This is a genomic window from Acidovorax sp. KPB24-03 (assembly GCF_057546605.1).
This window is the reverse complement of the sequence record NZ_BAAJYR010000056.1, coordinates 1-19224: the sequence shown is the minus strand read 5'-3', so window position 1 is coordinate 19224 and position 19224 is coordinate 1. Positions and strand designations below refer to the sequence as shown.

General features: G+C 61.2%; 24 protein-coding genes, 1 tRNA gene and 4 pseudogenes. 1 reads left to right on the top strand and 28 read right to left on the bottom strand.

Annotation, left to right across the window (positions count from 1 at the left end; genetic code table 11):
• From AC27KI_RS09530 to AC27KI_RS09520, 3 genes are all read right to left on the bottom strand, one after another.
• Positions 1-548 (bottom strand): BON domain-containing protein (locus AC27KI_RS09530; protein WP_487113581.1); only part of this gene is annotated, 548 nt, incomplete at its 3' end.
• Positions 545-1141 carry an SIS domain-containing protein gene (locus tag AC27KI_RS09525; RefSeq protein WP_284431081.1) on the bottom strand — a complete coding sequence of 199 codons (597 nt, stop codon included), beginning with the start codon at positions 1139-1141 and terminating at the stop codon, positions 545-547. The genes AC27KI_RS09530 and AC27KI_RS09525, both read right to left, overlap by 4 nt.
• 103 nt (positions 1142-1244) lie before the next feature.
• Positions 1245-1628 (bottom strand): YraN family protein, encoded by a 384-nt coding sequence (locus AC27KI_RS09520; RefSeq protein ID WP_284431080.1) that lies wholly within the window; start codon positions 1626-1628, stop codon positions 1245-1247.
• Between AC27KI_RS09520 and rsmI the strand changes: the two genes are divergently transcribed.
• A complete protein-coding gene (gene rsmI / locus AC27KI_RS09515; protein ID WP_487113579.1) occupies positions 1628-2548 on the top strand; it encodes a 16S rRNA (cytidine(1402)-2'-O)-methyltransferase in 921 nt (306 codons plus the stop codon). The genes AC27KI_RS09520 and rsmI overlap by 1 nt on opposite strands.
• 74 nt (positions 2549-2622) lie before the next feature.
• Here rsmI and AC27KI_RS09510 read toward each other — a convergent pair whose 3' ends face one another.
• The 25 genes and pseudogenes from AC27KI_RS09510 to AC27KI_RS09390 form a co-directional block, all read right to left on the bottom strand.
• Positions 2623-3879 (bottom strand): Hsp70 family protein, encoded by a 1257-nt coding sequence (locus AC27KI_RS09510; protein ID WP_487113577.1) that lies wholly within the window; start codon positions 3877-3879, stop codon positions 2623-2625.
• A 255-nt stretch (positions 3880-4134) separates the two neighbouring features.
• Positions 4135-4211, bottom strand: a tRNA-Met gene (locus AC27KI_RS09505).
• Between the two features lie 25 nt (positions 4212-4236).
• Complete coding sequence (gene rplQ, locus AC27KI_RS09500) at positions 4237-4635, bottom strand: 50S ribosomal protein L17 (RefSeq protein ID WP_284406975.1); 399 nt, start codon at positions 4633-4635, stop codon at positions 4237-4239.
• Positions 4636-4724: 89 nt separating this feature from the next.
• On the bottom strand, positions 4725-5717 hold the full coding sequence (locus AC27KI_RS09495; protein ID WP_272549398.1) for a DNA-directed RNA polymerase subunit alpha: 993 nt from the start codon (positions 5715-5717) through the stop codon (positions 4725-4727).
• Positions 5718-5828: 111 nt separating this feature from the next.
• Positions 5829-6453: pseudogene (gene rpsD / locus AC27KI_RS09490) on the bottom strand (30S ribosomal protein S4).
• 89 nt (positions 6454-6542) lie between these two features.
• Positions 6543-6947 carry a 30S ribosomal protein S11 gene (rpsK, locus tag AC27KI_RS09485; RefSeq protein ID WP_011793799.1) on the bottom strand — a complete coding sequence of 135 codons (405 nt, stop codon included), beginning with the start codon at positions 6945-6947 and terminating at the stop codon, positions 6543-6545.
• An 18-nt stretch (positions 6948-6965) separates the two neighbouring features.
• A pseudogene (gene rpsM / locus AC27KI_RS09480) lies at positions 6966-7332 on the bottom strand (30S ribosomal protein S13).
• 22 nt (positions 7333-7354) lie between these two features.
• Positions 7355-7468 carry a 50S ribosomal protein L36 gene (gene rpmJ / locus AC27KI_RS09475; protein ID WP_011793797.1) on the bottom strand — a complete coding sequence of 38 codons (114 nt, stop codon included), beginning with the start codon at positions 7466-7468 and terminating at the stop codon, positions 7355-7357.
• Positions 7469-7617: 149 nt separating this feature from the next.
• A complete protein-coding gene (gene secY, locus AC27KI_RS09470) occupies positions 7618-8937 on the bottom strand; it encodes a preprotein translocase subunit SecY (RefSeq protein ID WP_284431076.1) in 1320 nt (439 codons plus the stop codon).
• Positions 8938-8960: 23 nt separating this feature from the next.
• Positions 8961-9392, bottom strand: a complete 432-nt coding sequence (rplO, locus tag AC27KI_RS09465; protein WP_272569571.1) for a 50S ribosomal protein L15 — start codon at positions 9390-9392, stop codon at positions 8961-8963.
• A gap of 10 nt (positions 9393-9402) precedes the next feature.
• The gene (gene rpmD, locus AC27KI_RS09460) at positions 9403-9585 is read right to left on the bottom strand and encodes a 50S ribosomal protein L30 (RefSeq protein WP_056670941.1); all 183 of its coding nucleotides are present in this window, start codon (positions 9583-9585) and stop codon (positions 9403-9405) included.
• A 14-nt stretch (positions 9586-9599) separates the two neighbouring features.
• Positions 9600-10119, bottom strand: a pseudogene (rpsE, locus tag AC27KI_RS09455) (30S ribosomal protein S5).
• A 17-nt stretch (positions 10120-10136) separates the two neighbouring features.
• The gene (gene rplR, locus AC27KI_RS09450; protein WP_409941296.1) at positions 10137-10502 is read right to left on the bottom strand and encodes a 50S ribosomal protein L18; all 366 of its coding nucleotides are present in this window, start codon (positions 10500-10502) and stop codon (positions 10137-10139) included.
• Between the two features lie 11 nt (positions 10503-10513).
• Positions 10514-11047 carry a 50S ribosomal protein L6 gene (gene rplF / locus AC27KI_RS09445; protein WP_284431075.1) on the bottom strand — a complete coding sequence of 178 codons (534 nt, stop codon included), beginning with the start codon at positions 11045-11047 and terminating at the stop codon, positions 10514-10516.
• A 24-nt stretch (positions 11048-11071) separates the two neighbouring features.
• Positions 11072-11467, bottom strand: coding sequence for a 30S ribosomal protein S8 (rpsH, locus tag AC27KI_RS09440; RefSeq protein WP_005793636.1), 396 nt, complete (start codon positions 11465-11467; stop codon positions 11072-11074).
• 20 nt (positions 11468-11487) lie between these two features.
• Positions 11488-11794 (bottom strand): annotated as a pseudogene (rpsN, locus tag AC27KI_RS09435) (30S ribosomal protein S14).
• An 8-nt stretch (positions 11795-11802) separates the two neighbouring features.
• Positions 11803-12342: a 50S ribosomal protein L5 gene (gene rplE, locus AC27KI_RS09430; RefSeq protein ID WP_272566913.1), complete on the bottom strand. Its 540-nt coding sequence runs from the start codon at positions 12340-12342 to the stop codon at positions 11803-11805.
• Between the two features lie 9 nt (positions 12343-12351).
• Positions 12352-12672, bottom strand: coding sequence for a 50S ribosomal protein L24 (gene rplX / locus AC27KI_RS09425; RefSeq protein ID WP_272549412.1), 321 nt, complete (start codon positions 12670-12672; stop codon positions 12352-12354).
• 9 nt (positions 12673-12681) lie between these two features.
• On the bottom strand, positions 12682-13050 hold the full coding sequence (rplN, locus tag AC27KI_RS09420; protein ID WP_025596343.1) for a 50S ribosomal protein L14: 369 nt from the start codon (positions 13048-13050) through the stop codon (positions 12682-12684).
• A gap of 194 nt (positions 13051-13244) precedes the next feature.
• Positions 13245-14837: a glycerol-3-phosphate dehydrogenase/oxidase gene (locus AC27KI_RS09415; protein ID WP_284431074.1), complete on the bottom strand. Its 1593-nt coding sequence runs from the start codon at positions 14835-14837 to the stop codon at positions 13245-13247.
• Positions 14838-14990: 153 nt separating this feature from the next.
• Positions 14991-16721: an ABC transporter substrate-binding protein gene (locus tag AC27KI_RS09410; protein ID WP_284394143.1), complete on the bottom strand. Its 1731-nt coding sequence runs from the start codon at positions 16719-16721 to the stop codon at positions 14991-14993.
• A 113-nt stretch (positions 16722-16834) separates the two neighbouring features.
• Entirely contained in the window at positions 16835-17143 is a 309-nt protein-coding gene (locus AC27KI_RS09405; protein WP_284413575.1) for a DUF2160 domain-containing protein, read from the bottom strand.
• Positions 17144-17294: 151 nt separating this feature from the next.
• Positions 17295-18107 (bottom strand): carbohydrate ABC transporter permease, encoded by an 813-nt coding sequence (locus AC27KI_RS09400; RefSeq protein WP_272549418.1) that lies wholly within the window; start codon positions 18105-18107, stop codon positions 17295-17297.
• Complete coding sequence (locus AC27KI_RS09395; protein WP_272549419.1) at positions 18100-18996, bottom strand: carbohydrate ABC transporter permease; 897 nt, start codon at positions 18994-18996, stop codon at positions 18100-18102. Before AC27KI_RS09395 ends, AC27KI_RS09400 begins: the two co-directional genes overlap by 8 nt.
• The coding region (locus tag AC27KI_RS09390) for a TOBE domain-containing protein (protein WP_487113574.1) at positions 18993-19224 on the bottom strand (232 nt) is incomplete at its 5' end. The genes AC27KI_RS09395 and AC27KI_RS09390, both read right to left, overlap by 4 nt.

The following is a 19224-nucleotide window of genomic DNA, read 5'->3' as shown; positions in this document are numbered from 1 at the left end:
CCCCGGGCGATGTCGGAGGCCCGGTCCGCCTCGCGCTGCGTCACGCGTCCCATGAGGTACACCGTCTCGCGCTCGGTGACCACCTTGTAGGCGCTCGCGAACAGGTCCTTGGCATCGACGAAGCTCGCGCGCACCTTGCCGGTGATCAGCGTGTCGTTGGAACGCTGCGTGAGGGAACTGGGGGGCATCACGGCCAGGTCGTTGACGACCGAGCGCACGTTCTCCACGGCCAACGCGGTCTGCTCGAGTTTTTCCTTGTCCTGCGCGGTCGGCACTTCGCCCGTCAGAAGCACTTGCCGGTTGTAGCTGGTCACATTGACATGGACGCGGTCGCCGAAGGTGTCGCGAATGCGGTTGGAGGCACGCAGTTCGATGCCTTCGTCCTCCACCTGCGTGCCCGTCGTGCGCCGGTCCGACGCCATCATGCTGCCCATGACGGCAGCGCCGCCTACCACCAGCGGAGCGCATGCCGAGAGGGCCGACCCCAAGGCGCCCACGGCCAACAGGGTGCAAGTCAATCGGGTCAAGCGGGTCATCGGGAAGCTCATAGCGGTATCTCCTGTTCACCAAGTAATTGGGCGTCCACGCCGTCGCACAGACAGTGCAGGACCAGCGAATGCACCTCCCGCACGCGTGCGGCGCGGTCGTGGGGCACGGCGATCAAGACGTCGGTCTCGCGCAGCATGCCGGCCAGCCGGCCACCGCTGCGACCCGAAAGGGCGACGACGGTCATGTCTCTTTCATGCGCTGCATCGCATGCGGCCAGCAGCGGCAGGTCATTGCCGGACTCCGACAGCGCCAGCAGGACGTCGCCCGCCTGTCCCAGCGCTCGCACCTGGCGTCCCAGCGCGTCGATGTCCGGGCCCTCCAGGCCGGCAGGGGTCCAGATTGCGTCGGGCGCCAGTGCCATGGCCGCCAGTTCCGGCCGCTCCCGTTCGAACCCGGCCACGCACAGGGCAGCGAACTGCTGCGCCTGCGCCGCGGCCGGACCGCTGCCGCAGGCCAGCACCTTGCCGCCACTGGTGACGCAGGCGAGGATGGCCTGCACAGCGGAAGCGATGGGATGGCTCAGGGTCTGCGCGGACTGGTATTTGAGGTCGGCGCTATCGATGAAATGCTGTTGAATGCGTTGCTCTAGCATGAGGCAAAGATGATACCTGTGGGGTGGGCGCCGTTTGGGTCAACCATGGGCGGCAGGCGTAAAACACTGCATCCGCTTTGACTCCAACCAAGGGCTTGAAACGTTACTGCGCCTCGAAGGCGCCACGCAGCCACTGCACGGAACCGCCTTCTACCAGGACGGCATCGAAGCGGCATGGCGGTGGTGCAGGCAGGCGCATCAGGTAGCAGCGGGCGGCAAACACGATCCGCTGCTGCTTGGTCCGGCCGATGCTGGCACCAGCGCCGCCAAACGCACTGCTGGCGCGGCTTCGCACCTCAACGAACACCACCGTGCCGTCGCGATCCCGCACGATCAGGTCGATCTCGCCGCCGCCACGCCCGGGCGTTCGATAATTGCGCTCGACCAGCCGCAGTCCAGCGGCTTGCAGGTGGGCCAATGCGAGGTCTTCGGCAGCATTGCCGACCACGCGCGTGTTGGCTACCGGTTTTTTCCCAAGGAATCCCATTGAGCGCCTCTTTCGCTTCAGCCCTGAACGCCGCACGCGACGCGGCGGCTGCGCAGCATTATCCGCAAGGGGCTCTGTACGTCGTGGCCACCCCCATCGGTAACTTGGCCGACATCACACTGCGGGCGCTGCACGTGCTGCAACTGGCCGACACCATCGCCTGCGAAGATACGCGCCATACCCAGGCGCTGCTGCGCGCCTACGGCATAGAGAAAACCAGCAGTCAATTGCTGGCGGTGCACCAGCACAACGAGGCCGAGGCATCGCATTCGGTGGTCGAGCGTTTGCGCGACGGACAGCGGGTGGCCTACGCCAGTGATGCGGGCACCCCGGGCGTCAGCGATCCGGGGGCGCGGATCGTCGCTGCCGTGCACGCGGCAGGGTTGCGCGCTGTGCCACTGCCAGGAGCGAGCAGCGTGACATCGGCACTCAGCGCTGCGGGCGCAGTCGCCCAGGGGGCCGAAGGTTTTCTTTTTGCCGGTTTTCTTCCAGCCAAGAGCGGCGAGCGGGCAACGGCAGTGCAACATCTCGCCACGGAAACCCGCTGTGTGGTGCTGCTGGAGGCCCCGCACCGCATCGCCGAACTGGCACAGGCCCTTGTCATCCTGGGAGAACGGCAGGTCACGCTCGCTAGGGAGCTGACCAAACAGTTCGAAGAAATTGCCACCCAGCCCGCCCATGCCCTGCCCGCCTGGCTGGCCGGCGGACCACAACGCTCGCGGGGCGAGTTCGTGGTGCTGTTGCATCCGGTGCAGGCAGCGCAGGACGATGGCGACAGCCTGCGCGTGCTGAAGTTGTTGATGCAAGAACTCCCGCTCAAAACCGCCGTCCGCCTGGCGGCCGAGATCACAGGGACATCGCGCAATGCCCTATACCAATCAGCTTTGACGCTCAAGCAGGAAGGTGAAGCACAGGCCTAGCGGACTTGGCACATGCCAAGCGATGCAATGCAGCCACTGGCGATGGTGAACGCATCCCCCTGCAGGTAAGTCCGTTAGCCGACCGTGTACGCCAGTCCGGACGCCACGCCGCCGAACAGGTCGCCTTCCATCTGAGTCACGTGTGGGAAGGCCTTCTTCAACGCGGTACGCAGCGGGCGTAGCGCAGAAGAGCCGCCCGTGAGATAAATGGCATCAATGCCATCGGCGTCCAGTCCGGCCTTGCGCAGGCATTCCTGGGCGCAATCCACGATCTGCTGCAAAGGCCCTTCCAGTTGCGCCTCCAGAACATCGGGGGAAATGAAGGATTGCAGATCGGATTCGAGCCAATCCAGCAAGATGGGTTCTTCAGCGCTGTTTTGCGACACCGCGATCTTGGCCTGCTCCACCGCATTCGCCAAACGGTGTCCCCATCGCTCGTTGAGCACCTCCATCAATCGGTCGTGAAGGCGAAGGTCTGCGTAGTCGGTCCGAAGGGCTTGCACTTCCCTCAGGGCTTTGGCGCTGTACAGCCACTGGATCAGGTGCCACGTCGATAGATCGAAGAACACGCGGCTGGGGACCTCCCGACCACTGGGTCCGATGTGGCGCAAACCGAGCAGCGGCATGACCTGAGCCCGGCTCAACCGCTGGTCGAAATCGGTCCCACCCAAGTGCACCCCGGAAGTGGCCAGCACGTCGGAACTGCGATCGGCCAGCAAAGCACGTTCGGGGCCGAGGCGCACGACGGTGAAATCCGAGGTCCCCCCGCCGATATCCACCACCAGCACCAATGATTCATGCGTGATCCGCTGTTCATGGTCCAGCGCCGCTGCAATGGGCTCCAGTTGAAAGGAGACATTGGTAAACCCCGCATCCAGGGCCGCCTGTCGCAAAGCGTCTTCCGCCTGCGCATCACGCGCTTCGTCGCCATCCACGAAGTGGACAGGCCGCCCCATGACAACGCGGTCTGGCATCGCGCCCAGCGCCTGCCGGGCCTGCCCTGCCAACGTGCGCAGAAACAGTGCGATGATGTCTTGATAGCTCACCATGCTCTGGTGAACCGCTGTCTTGTCCTGTAGGAGCGCGCTGCCGAGCAGGCTTTTCAGCGACCGCATGAGCCGCCCTTCCGTGCCCGCGAGGTAGTGCGCCACGGCATCGCGCCCGATGTGTGTCTGATGGTCTTCCGTATTGAAGAACAGGGCGGTCGGCAATGTGGTTGCAGTCCCTTCCAACGGTAGCAACGTGGCCACGCCCCTGCCCCGTCTCACCGCCATGGCGGAATTGGAGGTGCCGAAATCAATGCCAAGCGTGGTTTCTTCTGAGGATGTCATCGTGAACAAAGGAGAGATAGGCATCACCCCCGGATTGATCGGGCGGCATCAAACCATCAAGAAGCTGTCGGCACGCGCACCTTTCAGTGTCGCAGTGTGTCGTCATTAATCGCCCTGATGTGAAAAGATGCCGATCGTCACCCACTGACTGGAGGCCAGCCAAAGCTCCCCATCAGTGTTTATCCAGTGAGTTAAACGACAAAAACAAAAAAGCCCACTGATTAGTGGGCTTTTTTGAGAGCGTTTCCGCTTTATTGGTTGCGCGAGGAGGATTTGAACCTCCGACCTTTGGGTTATGAGCCCAACGAGCTACCAGACTGCTCCATCGCGCGGCAAGAGATAAATTATAACCTACTTTTATGCTTCTGCGGAAGCATTTGCGGTTTCTGCAGATTCTTCTGCACGATCAACCAGTTCGACATACGCCATAGGTGCATTGTCACCCACGCGGAAACCCATCTTCAGGATGCGCGTGTAGCCGCCTGGACGTGCCTTGAAACGGGGGCCGAGCACATTGAACAGCTTGGTCACGCTGTCACGATCGCGCAGACGATCGAATGCCAAGCGGCGATTGGCCAGGGTGTCTTCCTTCGCCAAAGTGATCATGGGCTCCACCACACGGCGCAACTCCTTGGCCTTGGGCAGCGTGGTCTTGATGGCCTCGTGCTCGATGAGCGAGTTCATCATGTTCTGCAGCATCGCGAGTCGGTGCGAGCTGGTGCGATTGAGTTTACGAAGGCCGTGTCCGTGGCGCATGGTGCTTTCCTTATGAGTAATTAAATCGGGCAGCCGTATCAGGTACTGCCCAAGGCACTGGCTCCCCCGAGGGAGCCCAAAATTATAACTTAACGCTTGTCGAGGCCTGCAGGTGGCCAGTTCTCCAGCTTCATTCCCAGAGTCAAACCACGGGAAGCCAAGACTTCCTTGATTTCATTGAGCGACTTACGTCCAAGATTAGGCGTCTTCAGCAACTCGTTCTCGGTGCGCTGGATCAGGTCACCGATGTAGTAGATGTTCTCGGCCTTCAGGCAATTGGCAGAGCGCACCGTCAATTCCAGCTCGTCCACAGGGCGCAGCAAGATCGGATCGAACGTTGCACTGCCGCGAGGACCTGCTGGCGCATCGAATGCCGCCAATTCGCCGCCTTCGAGCTGCGCAAACACAGCCAGTTGTTCTACCAAAATCTTGGCGGATGCGCGAACTGCATCTTCCGCCGTGATGGCACCATTCGTCTCGATTTCGACAACCAGCTTGTCCAGATCGGTGCGCTGCTCAACGCGGGCGCTTTCCACGGTGTAGCTCACGCGCTTGACCGGGGAAAAAGATGCGTCCAGCACAATGCGGCCAATCGACTTCGTCGACTCGTCGGCATAACGGCGCAGATTGCCTGGCACGTAGCCACGGCCTTTTTCTACCTTGATCTGCATGTCCAGCTTGCCGCCCTGCGACAGATGGGCGATGACGTGATCGGGGTTGACGATTTCTACGTCATGAGGCGTCTGGATATCCCGAGCCGTGACCACCCCTTCACCGTCCTTGCGAAGGCTCAGCGTGACTTCGTCGCGGTTGTGGAGCTTGAACACCACACCCTTGAGATTCAACAGGATGTTGACGACATCTTCCTGAACACCATCAATGGATGAATACTCGTGCAAGACGCCTGCGATCGTGACTTCCGTTGCTGCGTAACCCACCATGGACGAGAGCAGAACACGGCGAATGGCATTGCCCAGAGTGTGGCCGTAACCGCGCTCAAAGGGCTCCAACGCGACCTTGGCACGATTGTGGCCAAGTTGCTCGACATTGATCGCCTTGGGTTTCAGCAAATTGGTTTGCATTCAGACTTCCTCTCAATACCCCCAGCTCGTTACACCGGTAAGGCTGGTGAAGCGCCTATACCGCGATGCCTCGCGGTATAGGAACAATTTTCTCGAATGTGCGCTAAATGCTTAGCGCGAATAGAGTTCAACGATCAGGGATTCGTTGATGTCAGCGCCGAATTCGTCACGATCCGGAACCTTCTTGAAGATACCCTCGGCCTTGTCGGCATTCACTTCCACCCACGCTGGCATACCCACTTGCTGAGCCAGCTGCAAGGCTTCGACTACGCGACCTTGCTTCTTGGACTTTTCGCGCACAGCCACCACATCGCCCGTCTTGACGAGGTACGAGGCGATGTTGACAGACTGGCCGTTCACGGTGATAGCCTTGTGCGAAACCAGCTGGCGTGCTTCTGCGCGCGTGGAACCGAAGCCCATGCGGTACACCACGTTATCCAGACGGGATTCCAGCAGGAACAGCAGGTTGGCACCCGTGTTGCCCTTGCGGCGATCAGCGGCTTCGAAATAGCGGCGGAATTGCTTTTCCAGCACGCCATACATGCGCTTGACCTTCTGCTTTTTCGCGCAGTTGCAGACCATAGTCGGACGTGCGAGCACCAGAGGTGCGGCCGTGCTGACCTGGCTTGGAGTCGAACTTGGCCTTGTCCGCGATAGAGCGGCGAGCGCTCTTCAGGAACAGGTCAGTGCCTTCACGGCGGGAGAGTTTGGCCTTGGGGCCGAGGTAACGTGCCACTTGAGCTTCCTTGGATTGTCATCTTCCGCAACATCATTGCGGGAGCCACCTGCTGCCAAAGCAATCAGGTGGCGGTGGGCTTATAAAAATTAGATGCGACGGCGCTTTTGCGGACGGCAGCCGTTATGGGGAACCGGCGTCACGTCGGAGATCGAAGTGATGCGGATACCCAGGGCGCCCAGCGCGCGCACCGACGATTCACGACCAGGACCTGGGCCCTTGATCTCGACATCAAGATTCTTGATGCCTTGTTCAATGGCAGCACGACCCGCGACTTCGGATGCAACCTGTGCAGCGAATGGCGTGGACTTGCGCGAACCCTTGAAACCTTGACCACCCGATGACGCCCAGGACAATGCATTGCCTTGGCGATCGGTGATCGTGATGATGGTGTTGTTGAACGAAGCATGCACGTGCGCGATACCGTCCGAAACGTTCTTGCGAACCTTCTTGCGAACGCGCTGTGCAGCGTTATTGGCGGGAGACTTTGCCATGTTGATCTTTCAATCTTTTTACTTCTTCAGCGCTGCAGCACCCTTGCGCGGACCCTTGCGGGTACGAGCATTCGTGCGCGTACGCTGACCACGCATGGGCAGACCGCGACGATGGCGGAAGCCGCGGTAGCAGCCAATGTCCATCAAGCGCTTGATGTTCATCGTGGTTTCGCGACGCAGATCACCTTCGATGGTGAACTGCGCGATCTGATCGCGAATTTTTTTCGAGATCGCCGTCCGTCAGATCCTTGATCTTCTTGGAATAAGCGATGTCACAGGCTTCGCAGATCTTGCGAGCGCGGGTGCGACCAATGCCAAAAATGGCGGTCAAGCCGATTTCAGCATGCTGATGCGGCGGAATATTAATGCCAGCGATACGTGCCATATGCGTCCTCTAATACTTTCAATCAACCTTGGCGCTGCTTATGGCGCATGTCCGTGCAGATCACGCGCACCACACCTTTGCGGCGGATGATCTTGCAGTTGCGGCAGATTTTCTTGACCGAAGCCGAAACTCTCATTTCATTCTCCTAAAACTCGTCTTTTCGTCCCGGCCCACTGCGCGGAACACAATTTGCGCCCGCGATGACTCGGAGGCATCAATAAACCGTATCCACCAAGGCCAACCCGCCACTATAGCGCATTTGCCAAGATTCCACTTGTGACTGACTCAGCTGCCAGGCGTTGCTTTGAAGTTGGCCTTCTTAAGCAAGGACTCGTATTGCTGCGACATCATGTAGTTCTGCACCTGGGCCATGAAGTCCATGGTGACCACCACAATGATCAGTAAAGAGGTGCCACCAAAATAGAACGGCACGTTGTACTTCAAGATCATGAACTCTGGGAGCAAGCACACAAAGGTGATGTACACCGCTCCAGCCAGCGTCAAGCGAACCAGGATCTTGTCGATGTAGCGAGCCGTCTGTTCTCCAGGACGAATCCCAGGAATGAAGGCACCGCTTTTCTTCAAGTTGTCTGCAGTCTCTCGGCTGTTGAACACCAAGGCGGTGTAGAAGAAGCAGAAGAACACAATGGCCGCTGCGTAGAACATCACATAGATCGGCTGACCTGGGGTCAGTGCTCCAGAAATGTCACGCAACCAACGCATCGACTCACCCGCACTGAACCAGTTCACCACCGTAGCCGGCAACAAGATGATCGACGAAGCAAAGATCGGTGGAATCACCCCAGCCATGTTGAGCTTCAACGGCAGATGCGACGATTGCCCGCCATACACCTTGTTGCCCACCTGGCGCCTCGCGTAATTCACGAGAATCTTTCGCTGACCTCTTTCGACAAACACGACGAAATAGGTCACTGCCGCCACGATCAACACGATGAAAATCGCAGCCAGGATGCTCATCGCACCTGTGCGCACCAGCTCCAGCAATCCACCGATAGAACTCGGCAGCCCTGCAGCGATACCTGCGAAGATCAGGATCGAAATCCCGTTGCCCAAGCCACGCTCTGTGATTTGCTCACCCAACCACATGAGGAACATCGTGCCAGCCGTCAAGCTCACCACGGCCGTCATGCGAAACCCGAACCCGGGACTCAGCACCAGCCCTGCGGAACTCTCCAGTGCCACAGCGATGCCCAGCGACTGGAATATGGCCAAACCCAGCGTTCCATAACGCGTGTATTGCGTGATCTTGCGCCGCCCTGCCTCGCCTTCCTTCTTCAGCTGCTCGAACGTCGGAACGACATAGGTCATCAGCTGCATGATGATCGACGCCGAGATATACGGCATGATCCCCAGAGCGAAAACCGTGAAGCGCGAGAGCGCCCCACCCGAGAACATGTTGAACAGGTTCAGAATGCCACCCTGCTGGCCACTGAACAGCTGTTGCAGCTGCGCCGGATCGATGCCCGGCACGGGAATGTGCGCTCCGATGCGGTACACGACCAACGCCAGCAGCAGAAAAACCAGCCGGCGACGTAAATCGCCAAACTTACCGGTTTTCGCAATTTGAGCTGCGCTAGTAGCCACGGATGCGTTCCTTCAGAACGTATTCAAGCCAGGCTGCCGCCGGCAGCTTCGATGGCCGCCTTCGCGCCCGCCGTTGCACCGATGCCGGTCAACTTGACCGACTTGCTCAGTTCGCCACTCTTGATGACCTTCACCACCTTGATCAGCTGGCCCACCAAACCGGCGCTCTTGAGCGCCAGCAGGTCAACTTCAGCAAGACCCAGTTGGTCCAGCGCCGTCAGGGTCACTTCTGCATTGAACTTCAGCAGATGGGACTTGAAGCCGCGCTTGGGCAGGCGACGCTGCAAAGGCATTTGACCGCCTTCGAAACCCACCTTGTGGTAACCGCCAGAACGCGATTTTTGACCCTTGTGACCGCGACCCGCGGTCTTGCCCAGACCAGAACCGATACCGCGACCGACGCGGCGCTTGGCATGCTTGGCTCCGTCTGCAGGCTTGATGCTATTGAGTTCCATCATCAACCTCTCAGAGGACTTTGACCAGATAGCTGATCTTGTTAATCATGCCGCGCACTTCAGGGCTGTCCTGCAGTTCGCTGATGCTGTTCAGCTTGCGCAGGCCCAGGCCGCGTACGGTGGCACGGTGCGATTCCTTGGTGCCAATCGGGCTGCGCACCAGTTGAATCTTGACGGTTTGTTGCGTAGTCATTTGCTCAACTCCGTTCAGGCGAAGATGTCTTCGACCGACTTGCCGCGCTTGGCTGCCACTTCCGACGGGGTCGTGGAATGCACCAGCGCATCGAACGTTGCGCGGACCATGTTGTAGGGGTTCGACGAACCGTGGCTCTTAGCCACGATGTCGGTGATGCCCAACACTTCAAACACAGCACGCATCGGGCCGCCCGCAATGATGCCCGTACCCTTGGGGGCGGGAGCCATCATCACGTGTGCAGCACCATGGTGGCCCGTCACTTGATGATGAATGGTGCCGTTCTTGAGCGACACCTTCACCAGATTGCGGCGAGCTTCTTCCATTGCCTTTTGCACGGCTGCAGGCACTTCCTTCGACTTGCCCTTACCCATGCCGACGCGGCCATCACCGTCACCGACCACAGTCAGTGCGGCGAAACCGAGAATCCGGCCACCCTTCACGACTTTGGTCACGCGGTTCACCGCGATCATTTTTTTCGCGCAGACCGTCGTCCTGACCTTCGCTCTGCACTTTGGGTTGAAATTTAGCCATTTTGTATTTCGCTCCGCTTAGAACTGCAGGCCAGCTTCACGTGCAGCGTCGGCCAAAGCCTTGACGCGGCCGTGATAGGCAAAACCTGCACGATCGAATGCAACCTTCTCGATGCCAGCCGCCTTCGCCTTTTCAGCGATGCGCTTGCCGATGATCTGGGCAGCGGCGGCATTGCCCCCCTTGCCAGAGCCACCGAGGGACTTGCGCACATCGGCTTCTGCCGTCGATGCGCTGGCCAGGACCTTGCTGCCGTCGCCGGAGATAACACTGGCGTAGATGTGAAGGTTCGTGCGGTTCACCGTCAAACGCGCCACGCCTTGCTGCGCAATGCGAATGCGGGTCTGGCGCGAACGACGAAGACGCTGCTCTTTCTTGGTCAACATGTTGCAGCTCCTTATTTCTTCTTGGTCTCTTTGATCGTGACTTTTTCGTCCGAATAACGGATGCCTTTGCCCTTGTAGGGCTCGGGCGGACGAACGGCACGGATCTCAGCGGCCAATTGGCCAACGCGCTGGCGGTCGGCACCCTTGATCACGATTTCGGTCGGGGTTGGAGTCGCAACCGTGATGCCAGCAGGCATTTCGAAGTTCACGGGGTGCGAGTAACCCACGCTCAGATTCAGCTTGGCACCTGCAGCCTGGGCCTTGTAGCCCACGCCGATCAGGCTCAGCTTCTTTTCGAAGCCCTTGCTGACACCCACCACCATGTTGTTCACCAACTGGCGGATCGTGCCACTCATGGCATTCGCTTCACGGGACTCGTCAACAGGCTCAAAACTGAGCTTGCCGTCCTTGATGGAGACCTTCACAAGCGCGCTCTGGGTCAGCGACAGCGTGCCGCCCGTACCCTTCACGTTGATCTGGTCGTCCTTGATGGACACATCCACACCTGCGGGGATGGTCACCGGCATTTTTCCTACGCGGGACATTTCAGTTACTCCTCAATGCCACGTTTAAGCGACGTAGCAAAGCACTTCGCCGCCGACACCGGTAGCGCGCGCTTTGCGATCGGTCATCACGCCCTTGGGCGTCGTGACAATTGCCACACCCAGACCGTTCATGACTTGCGGGATGGAATCACGGCCTTTGTACACACGCAGGCCAGGACGGCTCACGCGCTCGATACGCTCGATCACCGGACGACCGGCGTAGTACTTCAGTGCGATTTCAAGTTCGGACTTGCCGGCTTCGGTCTTGACCTGGAAGCCGTCGATATAACCCTCGTCCTTCAGCACTTGGGCGATGGCGATCTTCACTTTGGAAGACGGCACCAGCACGGTTGCCTTGGACACCATTTGCGCGTTGCGAATGCGGGTCAGCAAGTCAGCGATGGGATCACTCATGCTCATGTTGTATCTCTCCTGCCCGCTTACCAGCTGGCCTTGGTGACACCAGGGATGTCGCCGGCAAAAGCCAGTTCACGGATCTTTGCGCGAGCCAGACCGAATTGGCGGAACGTGCCACGTGGGCGACCGGTGATTTCGCAACGGTTGCGCTGACGCGTGGGGTTGGCGTTGCGTGGGAGCTTTTGCAGGCCCAGACGGGCTGCTTCACGCTCTTCATCGCTGCGCTTCATGTCGCTGGCAACTGCCTTCAATTCCGCATACTTTGCTGCGTACTTGGCGGCCAATTTTTTCGCGCTTCAGTTCGCGCTGGATCAAAGCTACTTTAGCCATACGCTGCCTCAGTTCTTGAACGGGAAACGGAAACCAGCGAGAAGCGCCTTCGCTTCTTCATCGCTACGCGCCGTTGTGGTGATGCTGATGTTGAGACCGCGCAAGGCATCCACCTTGTCGTACTCGATTTCAGGGAAAATGATCTGTTCCTTGACACCGATGTTGTAGTTGCCACGGCCGTCGAAGGCCCGGCCAGAGATACCGCGGAAGTCACGGACGCGGGGCAGAGCCACGGTCACGAAACGATCCAGGAATTCGTACATCTGAACGCCACGCAGGGTGACCATGCAGCCGATGGCCTGGCCTTCGCGGATCTTGAAACCGGCGATGGCCTTCTTGGCCTTGGTCACCACAGGCTTCTGGCCAGCAATCTTGGTCAGGTCTGCGACGGCGTTGTCCATCACCTTCTTGTCCGACACGGCTTCGCTCACACCCATGTTCAGGGTGATCTTCGTCAGCCGAGGGACTTGCATCGGAGAGGTATAACCGAACTGCTTAGCGAGCTCGGGGGCGATTTTTTCACGGTAGTGTTGTTGCAGTCGTGCCATGTTGACTCCTTAGGCCGCCTTGATTTCAGCGCCGCTGGACTTGAACACGCGAACGCGCGCACCATCAGCCTGCACCTTGATACCCACACGATCAGCCTTGCCGGTAGCCGCATTGAAGATGGCCACGTTGGACTGATGGATCGGCATGGCCTTTTCCACGATGCCGCCGGTCGTACCCTTCATGGGGTTCGGCTTGACATGCTTCTTGACCAGGTTGATGCCGTCGATGACCAGATAGGAGTCATCCTTGCGCAGCGACACCGTGCCGCGCTTGCCCTTGTCGCGCCCGGTGAGCACAACGATTTCGTCGCCCTTGCGAATCTTGTTCATGGCGCGTCCTCAGAGAACTTCAGGAGCCAGGGACACGATCTTCATGAACTTCTCGGTACGCAGTTCACGCGTCACGGGCCCGAAGATGCGGGTGCCGATGGGCTCCAGCTTTGCATTGAGCAACACTGCTGCGTTGCCATCGAATTTGACGAGCGAACCGTCGCCACGGCGAATACCCTTCGCCGTACGAACCACCACTGCGCTGTAGACCTCGCCCTTTTTGACGCGGCCACGCGGAGCGGCTTCCTTGATGCTCACCTTGATGATGTCGCCGACACTGGCGTAGCGACGCTTGGAACCACCCAGCACCTTGATGCACAGGACGGACTTCGCGCCGGTGTTGTCGGCAACGTCTAACCGAGATTCTGTCTGGATCATTTCAATATTCCCAACTTGCACCGGCAGGATTGACAGCCCCAGAGAACGTCTCAAGGGCTGAAGATCAGCCAATCAGTCTTGGGCCCGTCGTCCATGCCGCAAACCATTTGCAGCACTTCCCGCTGGGCAGAAACCTCGCGCTTGAAACGCGAAGCCCTCGATTTTGTCAAAAAGCGCAACTGACGTCAAGCACTTCACAACGGGACGTCCAAATACTGCCGGGCCAACGCCTGGAACACCTCCAGCTGGGGGTCTAGGCCGAGCTCCTCGCGCAGGATCTCGCCCACGCGCGGGGCCAGACGAGCGGCTTGGGCCGCATCCAGGAAAAGCATCCGGCTGCGGCGGGCCAGCACATCTTCCACCGTGCGGGCGTACTCGTAGCGGGCGGCAAATCGCACCATCGCCTCGGTCAGCCCCTCTGACAGCGCGGCGTCCGCGCCCGGCAAGCCGTCGATGAAGGATGCCTCACTGCCATAGGAGTGCAGACCTTGGGGCGCGCTGATGCGGTGCTGCACCGCCTGCTGGGGCGAGCCCACGAGGGGAAGATGGCGCGTCACGCCGCTGGGGCGCTCCGCCAGCAACCCCGCAGTAAAGCATTTTTGCAACACGTCCTCCGCCATGGCCCGGTACGTGGTCCATTTTCCACCGGTGACGGTGACCAGTCCGCTCGCGCTGGCGATGACGGTGTGCTCGCGGCTGATGCTCTTCGTGTTGTCACCGTCGTCGTCCTGCGGTTTGACCAAAGGACGCAATCCGACCCAGATGCTGCGTACATCCGAAGGGCCCGGCGCCCGCGTCAGGTAGCGGGCGGATTCGCTCAGGATGAACGCCACTTCCTCCTTGAACGGTAAGGGCTCGCGGGCCAGGTCCTGGCGTGGGCTGTCGGTCGTCCCCAGGATGACTTTGCCCAGCCACGGCACGGCAAACAGCACCCGGCCATCGGCGGTCTTGGGCACCATGAGCGCATGGTCGGAAGGCAGGAATTCACGGTCCACCACGATGTGCACGCCCTGGCTGGGTGCCACGATGGGCTTGGCGGGGCGCCCGAGCGCCGCGGCATCCTGCTGGCGAAACGCGTCCACCCACACTCCGGTGGCATTGACCACACACTTCGCGCGCACGGTATAGGCGGTGCCGGTTTCGCGGTCCTCGCACGTGAAGCCCGCCACCTTGCCCGCCTCGTGCACCAGTTCGCGGGCGGAGCAGTAGTTGACGAGCAAGGCTCCGCGCTGCGCCGCCGTGCGGGCCAAGGCGAGCGCCAGCCGGGCGTCGTCGAACTGGCCGTCCCAGTACTTGACCCCGCCTTTGAGCCCTTCCTTGCGGGCCGTGGGCAGCAGGCGCAAGGTGCTTTCCCGGCCGAGGAATTCGGTGGCGCCCAGGCCGGCCTTGCCCGCCAGGACGTCGTAGGCCTTGAGTCCCACGCCGTAGAACGGCGTTTCCCAATAGCGGTAGGACGGCATCACGAACGGCAGCGGCTGCGCCAGGTGGGGGGCATTGTTCAACAGCGTAGTGCGCTCGTGCAGCGCTTCGCGCACGAGGGAGATATTGCCCTGCGCCAGATAGCGCACGCCTCCGTGCACCAGCTTGGTCGCGCGGGAGGATGTTCCCTTGGCGAAGTCGTGCGACTCCACCAGGACCACGCTGAAGCCACGCGCGGCGGCGTCCAGCGCCACGCCCAGGCCTGTCGCGCCGCCCCCGATCACCGCCAGGTCGTAGAGGCGGGGCTCGGCCAGCCGAGCCAGCAGTTCGGAGCGTTTGGTGTACAGGGGGGTGGTCACGGTATTCATGGGATCGATTGTCCATGCGTCTCGGAAGAACCAAGGGTTAACCCTTGATTCACCGCAAAAAACAAATCCGCCCAGGCCCTTGCAGACAAGGACGAGGGCGGGAGGTGGGCAAATCAGGCCGGCGGTGCGTGGGCGCCGGCCCATCCTGCCGGGTCAGCGCACCTTGCCGTCCTTCCAGGCCTGCAGCAGGCGGTCGTAGGCAATGGTTTCGCCCTTGGGCTTTTCATTGGCCAGCTTGGCCCAGGGGGCGGCCTTGTCGCTCAGCCACTTGGCAGGATCGCCCTTGGGATTGAGCTTGGGCGCGCAGTGGGCCATGCCGGCGCGCTCCAGGCGGGCCATGACTTGGTCCATCTCGTCGGCCAGCGTGTCCATGGCGCCCTGTGGGGTCTTCTCGCCCGTGACGGCCTGGGCCACGTTCTTCCACCACAACTGCGCCAGCTTGGGGTAGTCGGGCACGTTGGTGCCGGTGGGCGACCAGGCCACGCGGGCCGGGCTGCGGTAGAACTCGACCAGGCCGCCGAGCTTGGGCGCCATGTCGGTCATGGCCTTGGACTGGATGTCGCTCTCGCGGATGGGCGTCAGGCCCACGATGGTCTTCTTGAGCGAGACGGTCTTGGCGGTCACGAACTGGGCGTAGAGCCAGGCAGCGGCCGTCTTGTTGGCGTCATGGCCGTTGAAGAACGACCACGATCCCACGTCCTGGTAGCCGTTCTGCATGCCGGGCTTCCAGTACGGGCCGTTGGGGCCGGGCGCCATGCGCCACTTGGGCGTGCCGTCGGCGTTCACCACGGGCAGGCCGGGCTTGACCATGTCGGCGGTGAAAGCGGTGTACCAGAAGATCTGCTGGGCGATCTGGCCTTGCGCGGGCACGGGGCCGGATTCGCCGAAGGTCATGCCCATGGCTTCCTTGGGCGCGTACTTCTTCATCCAGTCCACGTACTTGGTGAGCGCGTACACGGCCGCGGGCGAGTTGGTCGCGCCGCCGCGGGACACCGAGGCGCCCACGGGCGTGCACTTGTCCGCCGCCACGCGGATGCCCCATTCGTCGATCGGCAGGCCATTGGGCGTGCCGATGTCGGCAGCGCCCGCCATGGACAGCCATGCGTCGGTGAAGCGCCAGCCGAGCGAGGGGTCCTTCTTGCCGTAGTCCATGTGGCCGTAGATGGCCTTGCCGTCGATGGTCTTCACGTCGTTGCTGAAGAATTCGGCGATGTCTTCGTAGGCGCTCCAGTTCAGCGGCACGCCCAGGTCGTAGCCGTACTTGGCCTTGAACTTGTCCTTCAAGTCCTTGCGCTCGAACAGGTCGGCGCGGAACCAATACAGGTTGGCGAACTGCTGGTCGGGCAGCTGGTAGAGCTTGCCGTCCGGCGCGGTGGTGAACTTGGTGCCGATAAAGTCCTTCAGGTCCAGCCCGGGGTTGGTGAACTCCTTGCCGGCGCCCGACATGTAGTCGGTCAGGTTCATCATCTTGCCGTAGCGGTAGTGCGTGCCGATCAGGTCGGAGTCGCTGATCCAGCCGTCGTAGATCGACTTGCCCGACTGCATCGAGGTCTGCAGCTTCTCGACCACGTCGCCTTCCTGGATGAGATCGTGCTTGACCTTGATGCCGGTGATCTCCTCGAAGGCCTTGGCCAGCGTCTTGGACTCGTACTCGTGCGTGGTCAGGGTTTCCGACACCACCGAGATTTCCTTCACGCCCTTGGCCTGCAGCTTCTTGGCCGCGTCGATGAACCACTTCATCTCGGCCAGTTGCTGGTCCTTGGCCAGCGTGGACGGCTGGAATTCGCTGTCCACCCACTTCTTGGCTTCCGCCTCGCCCGCCATGGCCGTGTTGCCGGCCAGGACCGCGACGGCCAACGCCAGCGCCGAATACTGCATCTTCATAGTGCTTGTCTCCTGATAGTCAGTTGAATCGACTCCCCTTTGCATTCCAGCGGCCGCCAGGTCCGGGGGATGGGTCGGACCGGCGGCAGAAAAAACTCCCGGCAGCCGGGCCGTCAGCCCTTGCGCAGGATCAGCACCAGCAAGGCCATCGACAGCACGAAGCTGATCCAGATCGACGGTTCGGCCGACAGCGAGAACCACTGCACCAAGTGCCCGCTGATGCCCACGAAGGCCAGGTTCACATAGGCGGCGGCCAGCAGGCCGATGAAGAGGCGGTCGCCGCGCGTCGTCGCCAGCGGCAGCCAGCCACGCCGGAGCAGGGTGGGGGACTTGATTTCCCACACCGTCATGCCGGCCAGCATGAGCACGATGCACAGGAAGAAAACGGCCACCGGCGTGGTCCAGGCCATCCACTCAAACATGGGTACCCCCCTGAGCGCCTGCGGCACTTACCCTGAGGGGGGCGCAGCGGGTGGCCGGGCAAGGCCCGCTCCACGGCTGCCGCTGGCGTTGGACGCATCGCGCGCTCTGCGGTGAAAGTGTGTGATTCATGGCTGTGCTCCCTTTCACACGTCAAACCCGGCCCATCGCGAAACCCTTCGCGATGTAGTGCCGCACGAACCAGATGACGATGGCACCCGGCACGATGGTGAGCACACCGGCCGCGGCCAGGGTGGCCCAGTCCATGCCAGAGGCGCTCACGGTGCGCGTCATCGTCGCCACGATGGGCTTGGCGTTCACGCTGGTGAGCGTGCGCGCCAGCAGCAGCTCGACCCAGCTGAACATGAAGCAGAAGAACGCCGCCACCCCCACACCGGCCTTGATAAGCGGCAGGAAGATGGTCAGGAAAAAGCGCGGGAAGCTGTAGCCGTCGATGTAGGCCGTCTCGTCGATCTCCCGCGGGATGCCGGTCATGAAGCCTTCCAGGATCCACACCGCCAGGGGCACATTGAACAGCAGGTGGGCCAGCGCCACGGCGATGTGCGTGTCCATCAGCCCCACGGTCGTGTAGAGCTGGAAGAACGGCAGCAGGAACACCGCGGGCGGCGTCATGCGATTGGTCAGCAGCCAGAAGAACACGTGCTTGTCGCCCAGGAACTGGTAGCGCGAGAACGCATAGGCCGCCGGCAGCGCCACGGTGAGCGAGATCACCGTGTTGATGGCCACGTAGATCAGGCTGTTGATGTAGCCCGAGTACCAGGACTCGTCGGTGAAGATGGTCTTGTAGTTGTCCCAGGTGAAGTGCTGGGGAAAGAACGAGAACGTGGAGAGGATCTCCGCGTTCGTCTTGAAGCTCATGTTGACCATCCAGTAGATGGGCAGCAACGCGAAGACGATGTAGGCCGCAAGGAAGAGGCTCCGCTTGCGAAAGCGCTTTTCATTCATGGCCGGCTCCGGTCTGTGCGTCGGTGCCCACGCGCTGCATCCAGTTGTAGAGGATGAAGCACAGCAGCAGGATGATGAGGAAGTAGATCAGCGAGAACGCCGCCGCCGGGCCCAGGTCGAACTGGCCCACGGCCTTCTGCGTGAGGTACTGGCTGAGGAAGGTGGTGGCATTGCCCGGCCCGCCGCCGGTGAGCACGAAGGGCTCGGTGTAGATCATGAAGCTGTCCATGAAGCGCAGCAGCACCGCGATCATCAGCACGCCGCGCATCTTGGGCAGCTGGATGTAGCGGAACACGGCGAACTTGCTCGCGCCGTCGATGCGCGCGGCCTGGTAATAGGCGTCGGGGATCGAGCGCAGCCCGGCGAAGCACAGCAGCGCCACCAGCGGCGTCCAGTGCCACACGTCCATCACCAGCACGGTGAGCCAGGCCTGCGTGGCGTTGCCGGTGTAGCTGTAGTCGATGCCGATGTACTGCAGCGCGGCGCCCAGCAGGCCGATGTCGGCGCGGCCATAGATCTGCCAGATGGTGCCCACCACGTTCCACGGGATCAGCAGCGACAGCGCCACCGTCACCAGCACGGCGGAGGACTTCCAGCCCTGCGCGGGCATGGACAGCGCCAGGCAGATGCCCAGCGGGATCTCCACCGCCAGCACGGCGAGCGAGAACGTGATCTGGCGCCACAGGGCCGCATGCAGCTCTTCGTCGCGCATCACGGCGGCGAACCATTCGGTGCCGACGAACACGCGCCGCTCGGGCGAGATGATGTCCTGCACCGAGTAGTTCACCACGGTCATCAGCGGCAGGATGGCCGAGAAGGCCACGCACAGGATGACGGGCAGGATCAGGAACCAGGCCTTCTGGTTCACCGGTTTGGTCGTGGTGCTCATGCCAGCAGTTCCTCGTTTTGGTAGAAGCAGGTGTGGCGCCCCAGCACCTGCAGCCAGACCGTGTCGCCCGCCGAAGGCACCGCCTCGCCCGTGCCCAGGCGGGCCTTGAGCGTGTGCTCGCCCACGCGGGCCGTGAGCAGGAAGTAGGTGCCGATGTCCTGCACCTTCTTCACCGTGCAGGGCAGCGCGCCGGGCTGCCCGGCCGCGGCGATGGCCAGGTACTCGGGG

Excerpts from the sequence above, each read along its gene's own strand:
- AC27KI_RS09525 (WP_284431081.1), bottom strand. The coding sequence starts at position 1,141 with ATGCTAGAGCAACGCATTCAACAGCATTTCATCGATAGCGCCGACCTC.
- AC27KI_RS09520 (WP_284431080.1), bottom strand. The coding sequence starts at position 1,628 with ATGGGATTCCTTGGGAAAAAACCGGTAGCCAACACGCGCGTGGTCGGC.
- AC27KI_RS09510 (WP_487113577.1), bottom strand. The coding sequence starts at position 3,879 with ATGACATCCTCAGAAGAAACCACGCTTGGCATTGATTTCGGCACCTCC.
- rplQ (WP_284406975.1), bottom strand. The coding sequence starts at position 4,635 with ATGCGCCACGGACACGGCCTTCGTAAACTCAATCGCACCAGCTCGCAC.
- AC27KI_RS09495 (WP_272549398.1), bottom strand. The coding sequence starts at position 5,717 with ATGCAAACCAATTTGCTGAAACCCAAGGCGATCAATGTCGAGCAACTT.
- rpsK (WP_011793799.1), bottom strand. The coding sequence starts at position 6,947 with ATGGCAAAGTCTCCCGCCAATAACGCTGCACAGCGCGTTCGCAAGAAG.
- rpmJ (WP_011793797.1), bottom strand. The coding sequence starts at position 7,468 with ATGAGAGTTTCGGCTTCGGTCAAGAAAATCTGCCGCAACTGCAAGATC.
- rplO (WP_272569571.1), bottom strand. The coding sequence starts at position 9,392 with ATGGAACTCAATAGCATCAAGCCTGCAGACGGAGCCAAGCATGCCAAG.
- rpmD (WP_056670941.1), bottom strand. The coding sequence starts at position 9,585 with ATGACTACGCAACAAACCGTCAAGATTCAACTGGTGCGCAGCCCGATT.
- rplR (WP_409941296.1), bottom strand. The coding sequence starts at position 10,502 with ATGTTGACCAAGAAAGAGCAGCGTCTTCGTCGTTCGCGCCAGACCCGC.
- rplF (WP_284431075.1), bottom strand. The coding sequence starts at position 11,047 with ATGTCCCGCGTAGGAAAAATGCCGGTGACCATCCCCGCAGGTGTGGAT.
- rpsH (WP_005793636.1), bottom strand. The coding sequence starts at position 11,467 with ATGAGCATGAGTGATCCCATCGCTGACTTGCTGACCCGCATTCGCAAC.
- rplE (WP_272566913.1), bottom strand. The coding sequence starts at position 12,342 with ATGGCACGACTGCAACAACACTACCGTGAAAAAATCGCCCCCGAGCTC.
- rplX (WP_272549412.1), bottom strand. The coding sequence starts at position 12,672 with ATGAACAAGATTCGCAAGGGCGACGAAATCGTTGTGCTCACCGGGCGC.
- rplN (WP_025596343.1), bottom strand. The coding sequence starts at position 13,050 with ATGATCCAGACAGAATCTCGGTTAGACGTTGCCGACAACACCGGCGCG.
- AC27KI_RS09415 (WP_284431074.1), bottom strand. The coding sequence starts at position 14,837 with ATGAATACCGTGACCACCCCCCTGTACACCAAACGCTCCGAACTGCTG.
- AC27KI_RS09410 (WP_284394143.1), bottom strand. The coding sequence starts at position 16,721 with ATGAAGATGCAGTATTCGGCGCTGGCGTTGGCCGTCGCGGTCCTGGCC.
- AC27KI_RS09405 (WP_284413575.1), bottom strand. The coding sequence starts at position 17,143 with ATGTTTGAGTGGATGGCCTGGACCACGCCGGTGGCCGTTTTCTTCCTG.
- AC27KI_RS09400 (WP_272549418.1), bottom strand. The coding sequence starts at position 18,107 with ATGAATGAAAAGCGCTTTCGCAAGCGGAGCCTCTTCCTTGCGGCCTAC.
- AC27KI_RS09395 (WP_272549419.1), bottom strand. The coding sequence starts at position 18,996 with ATGAGCACCACGACCAAACCGGTGAACCAGAAGGCCTGGTTCCTGATC.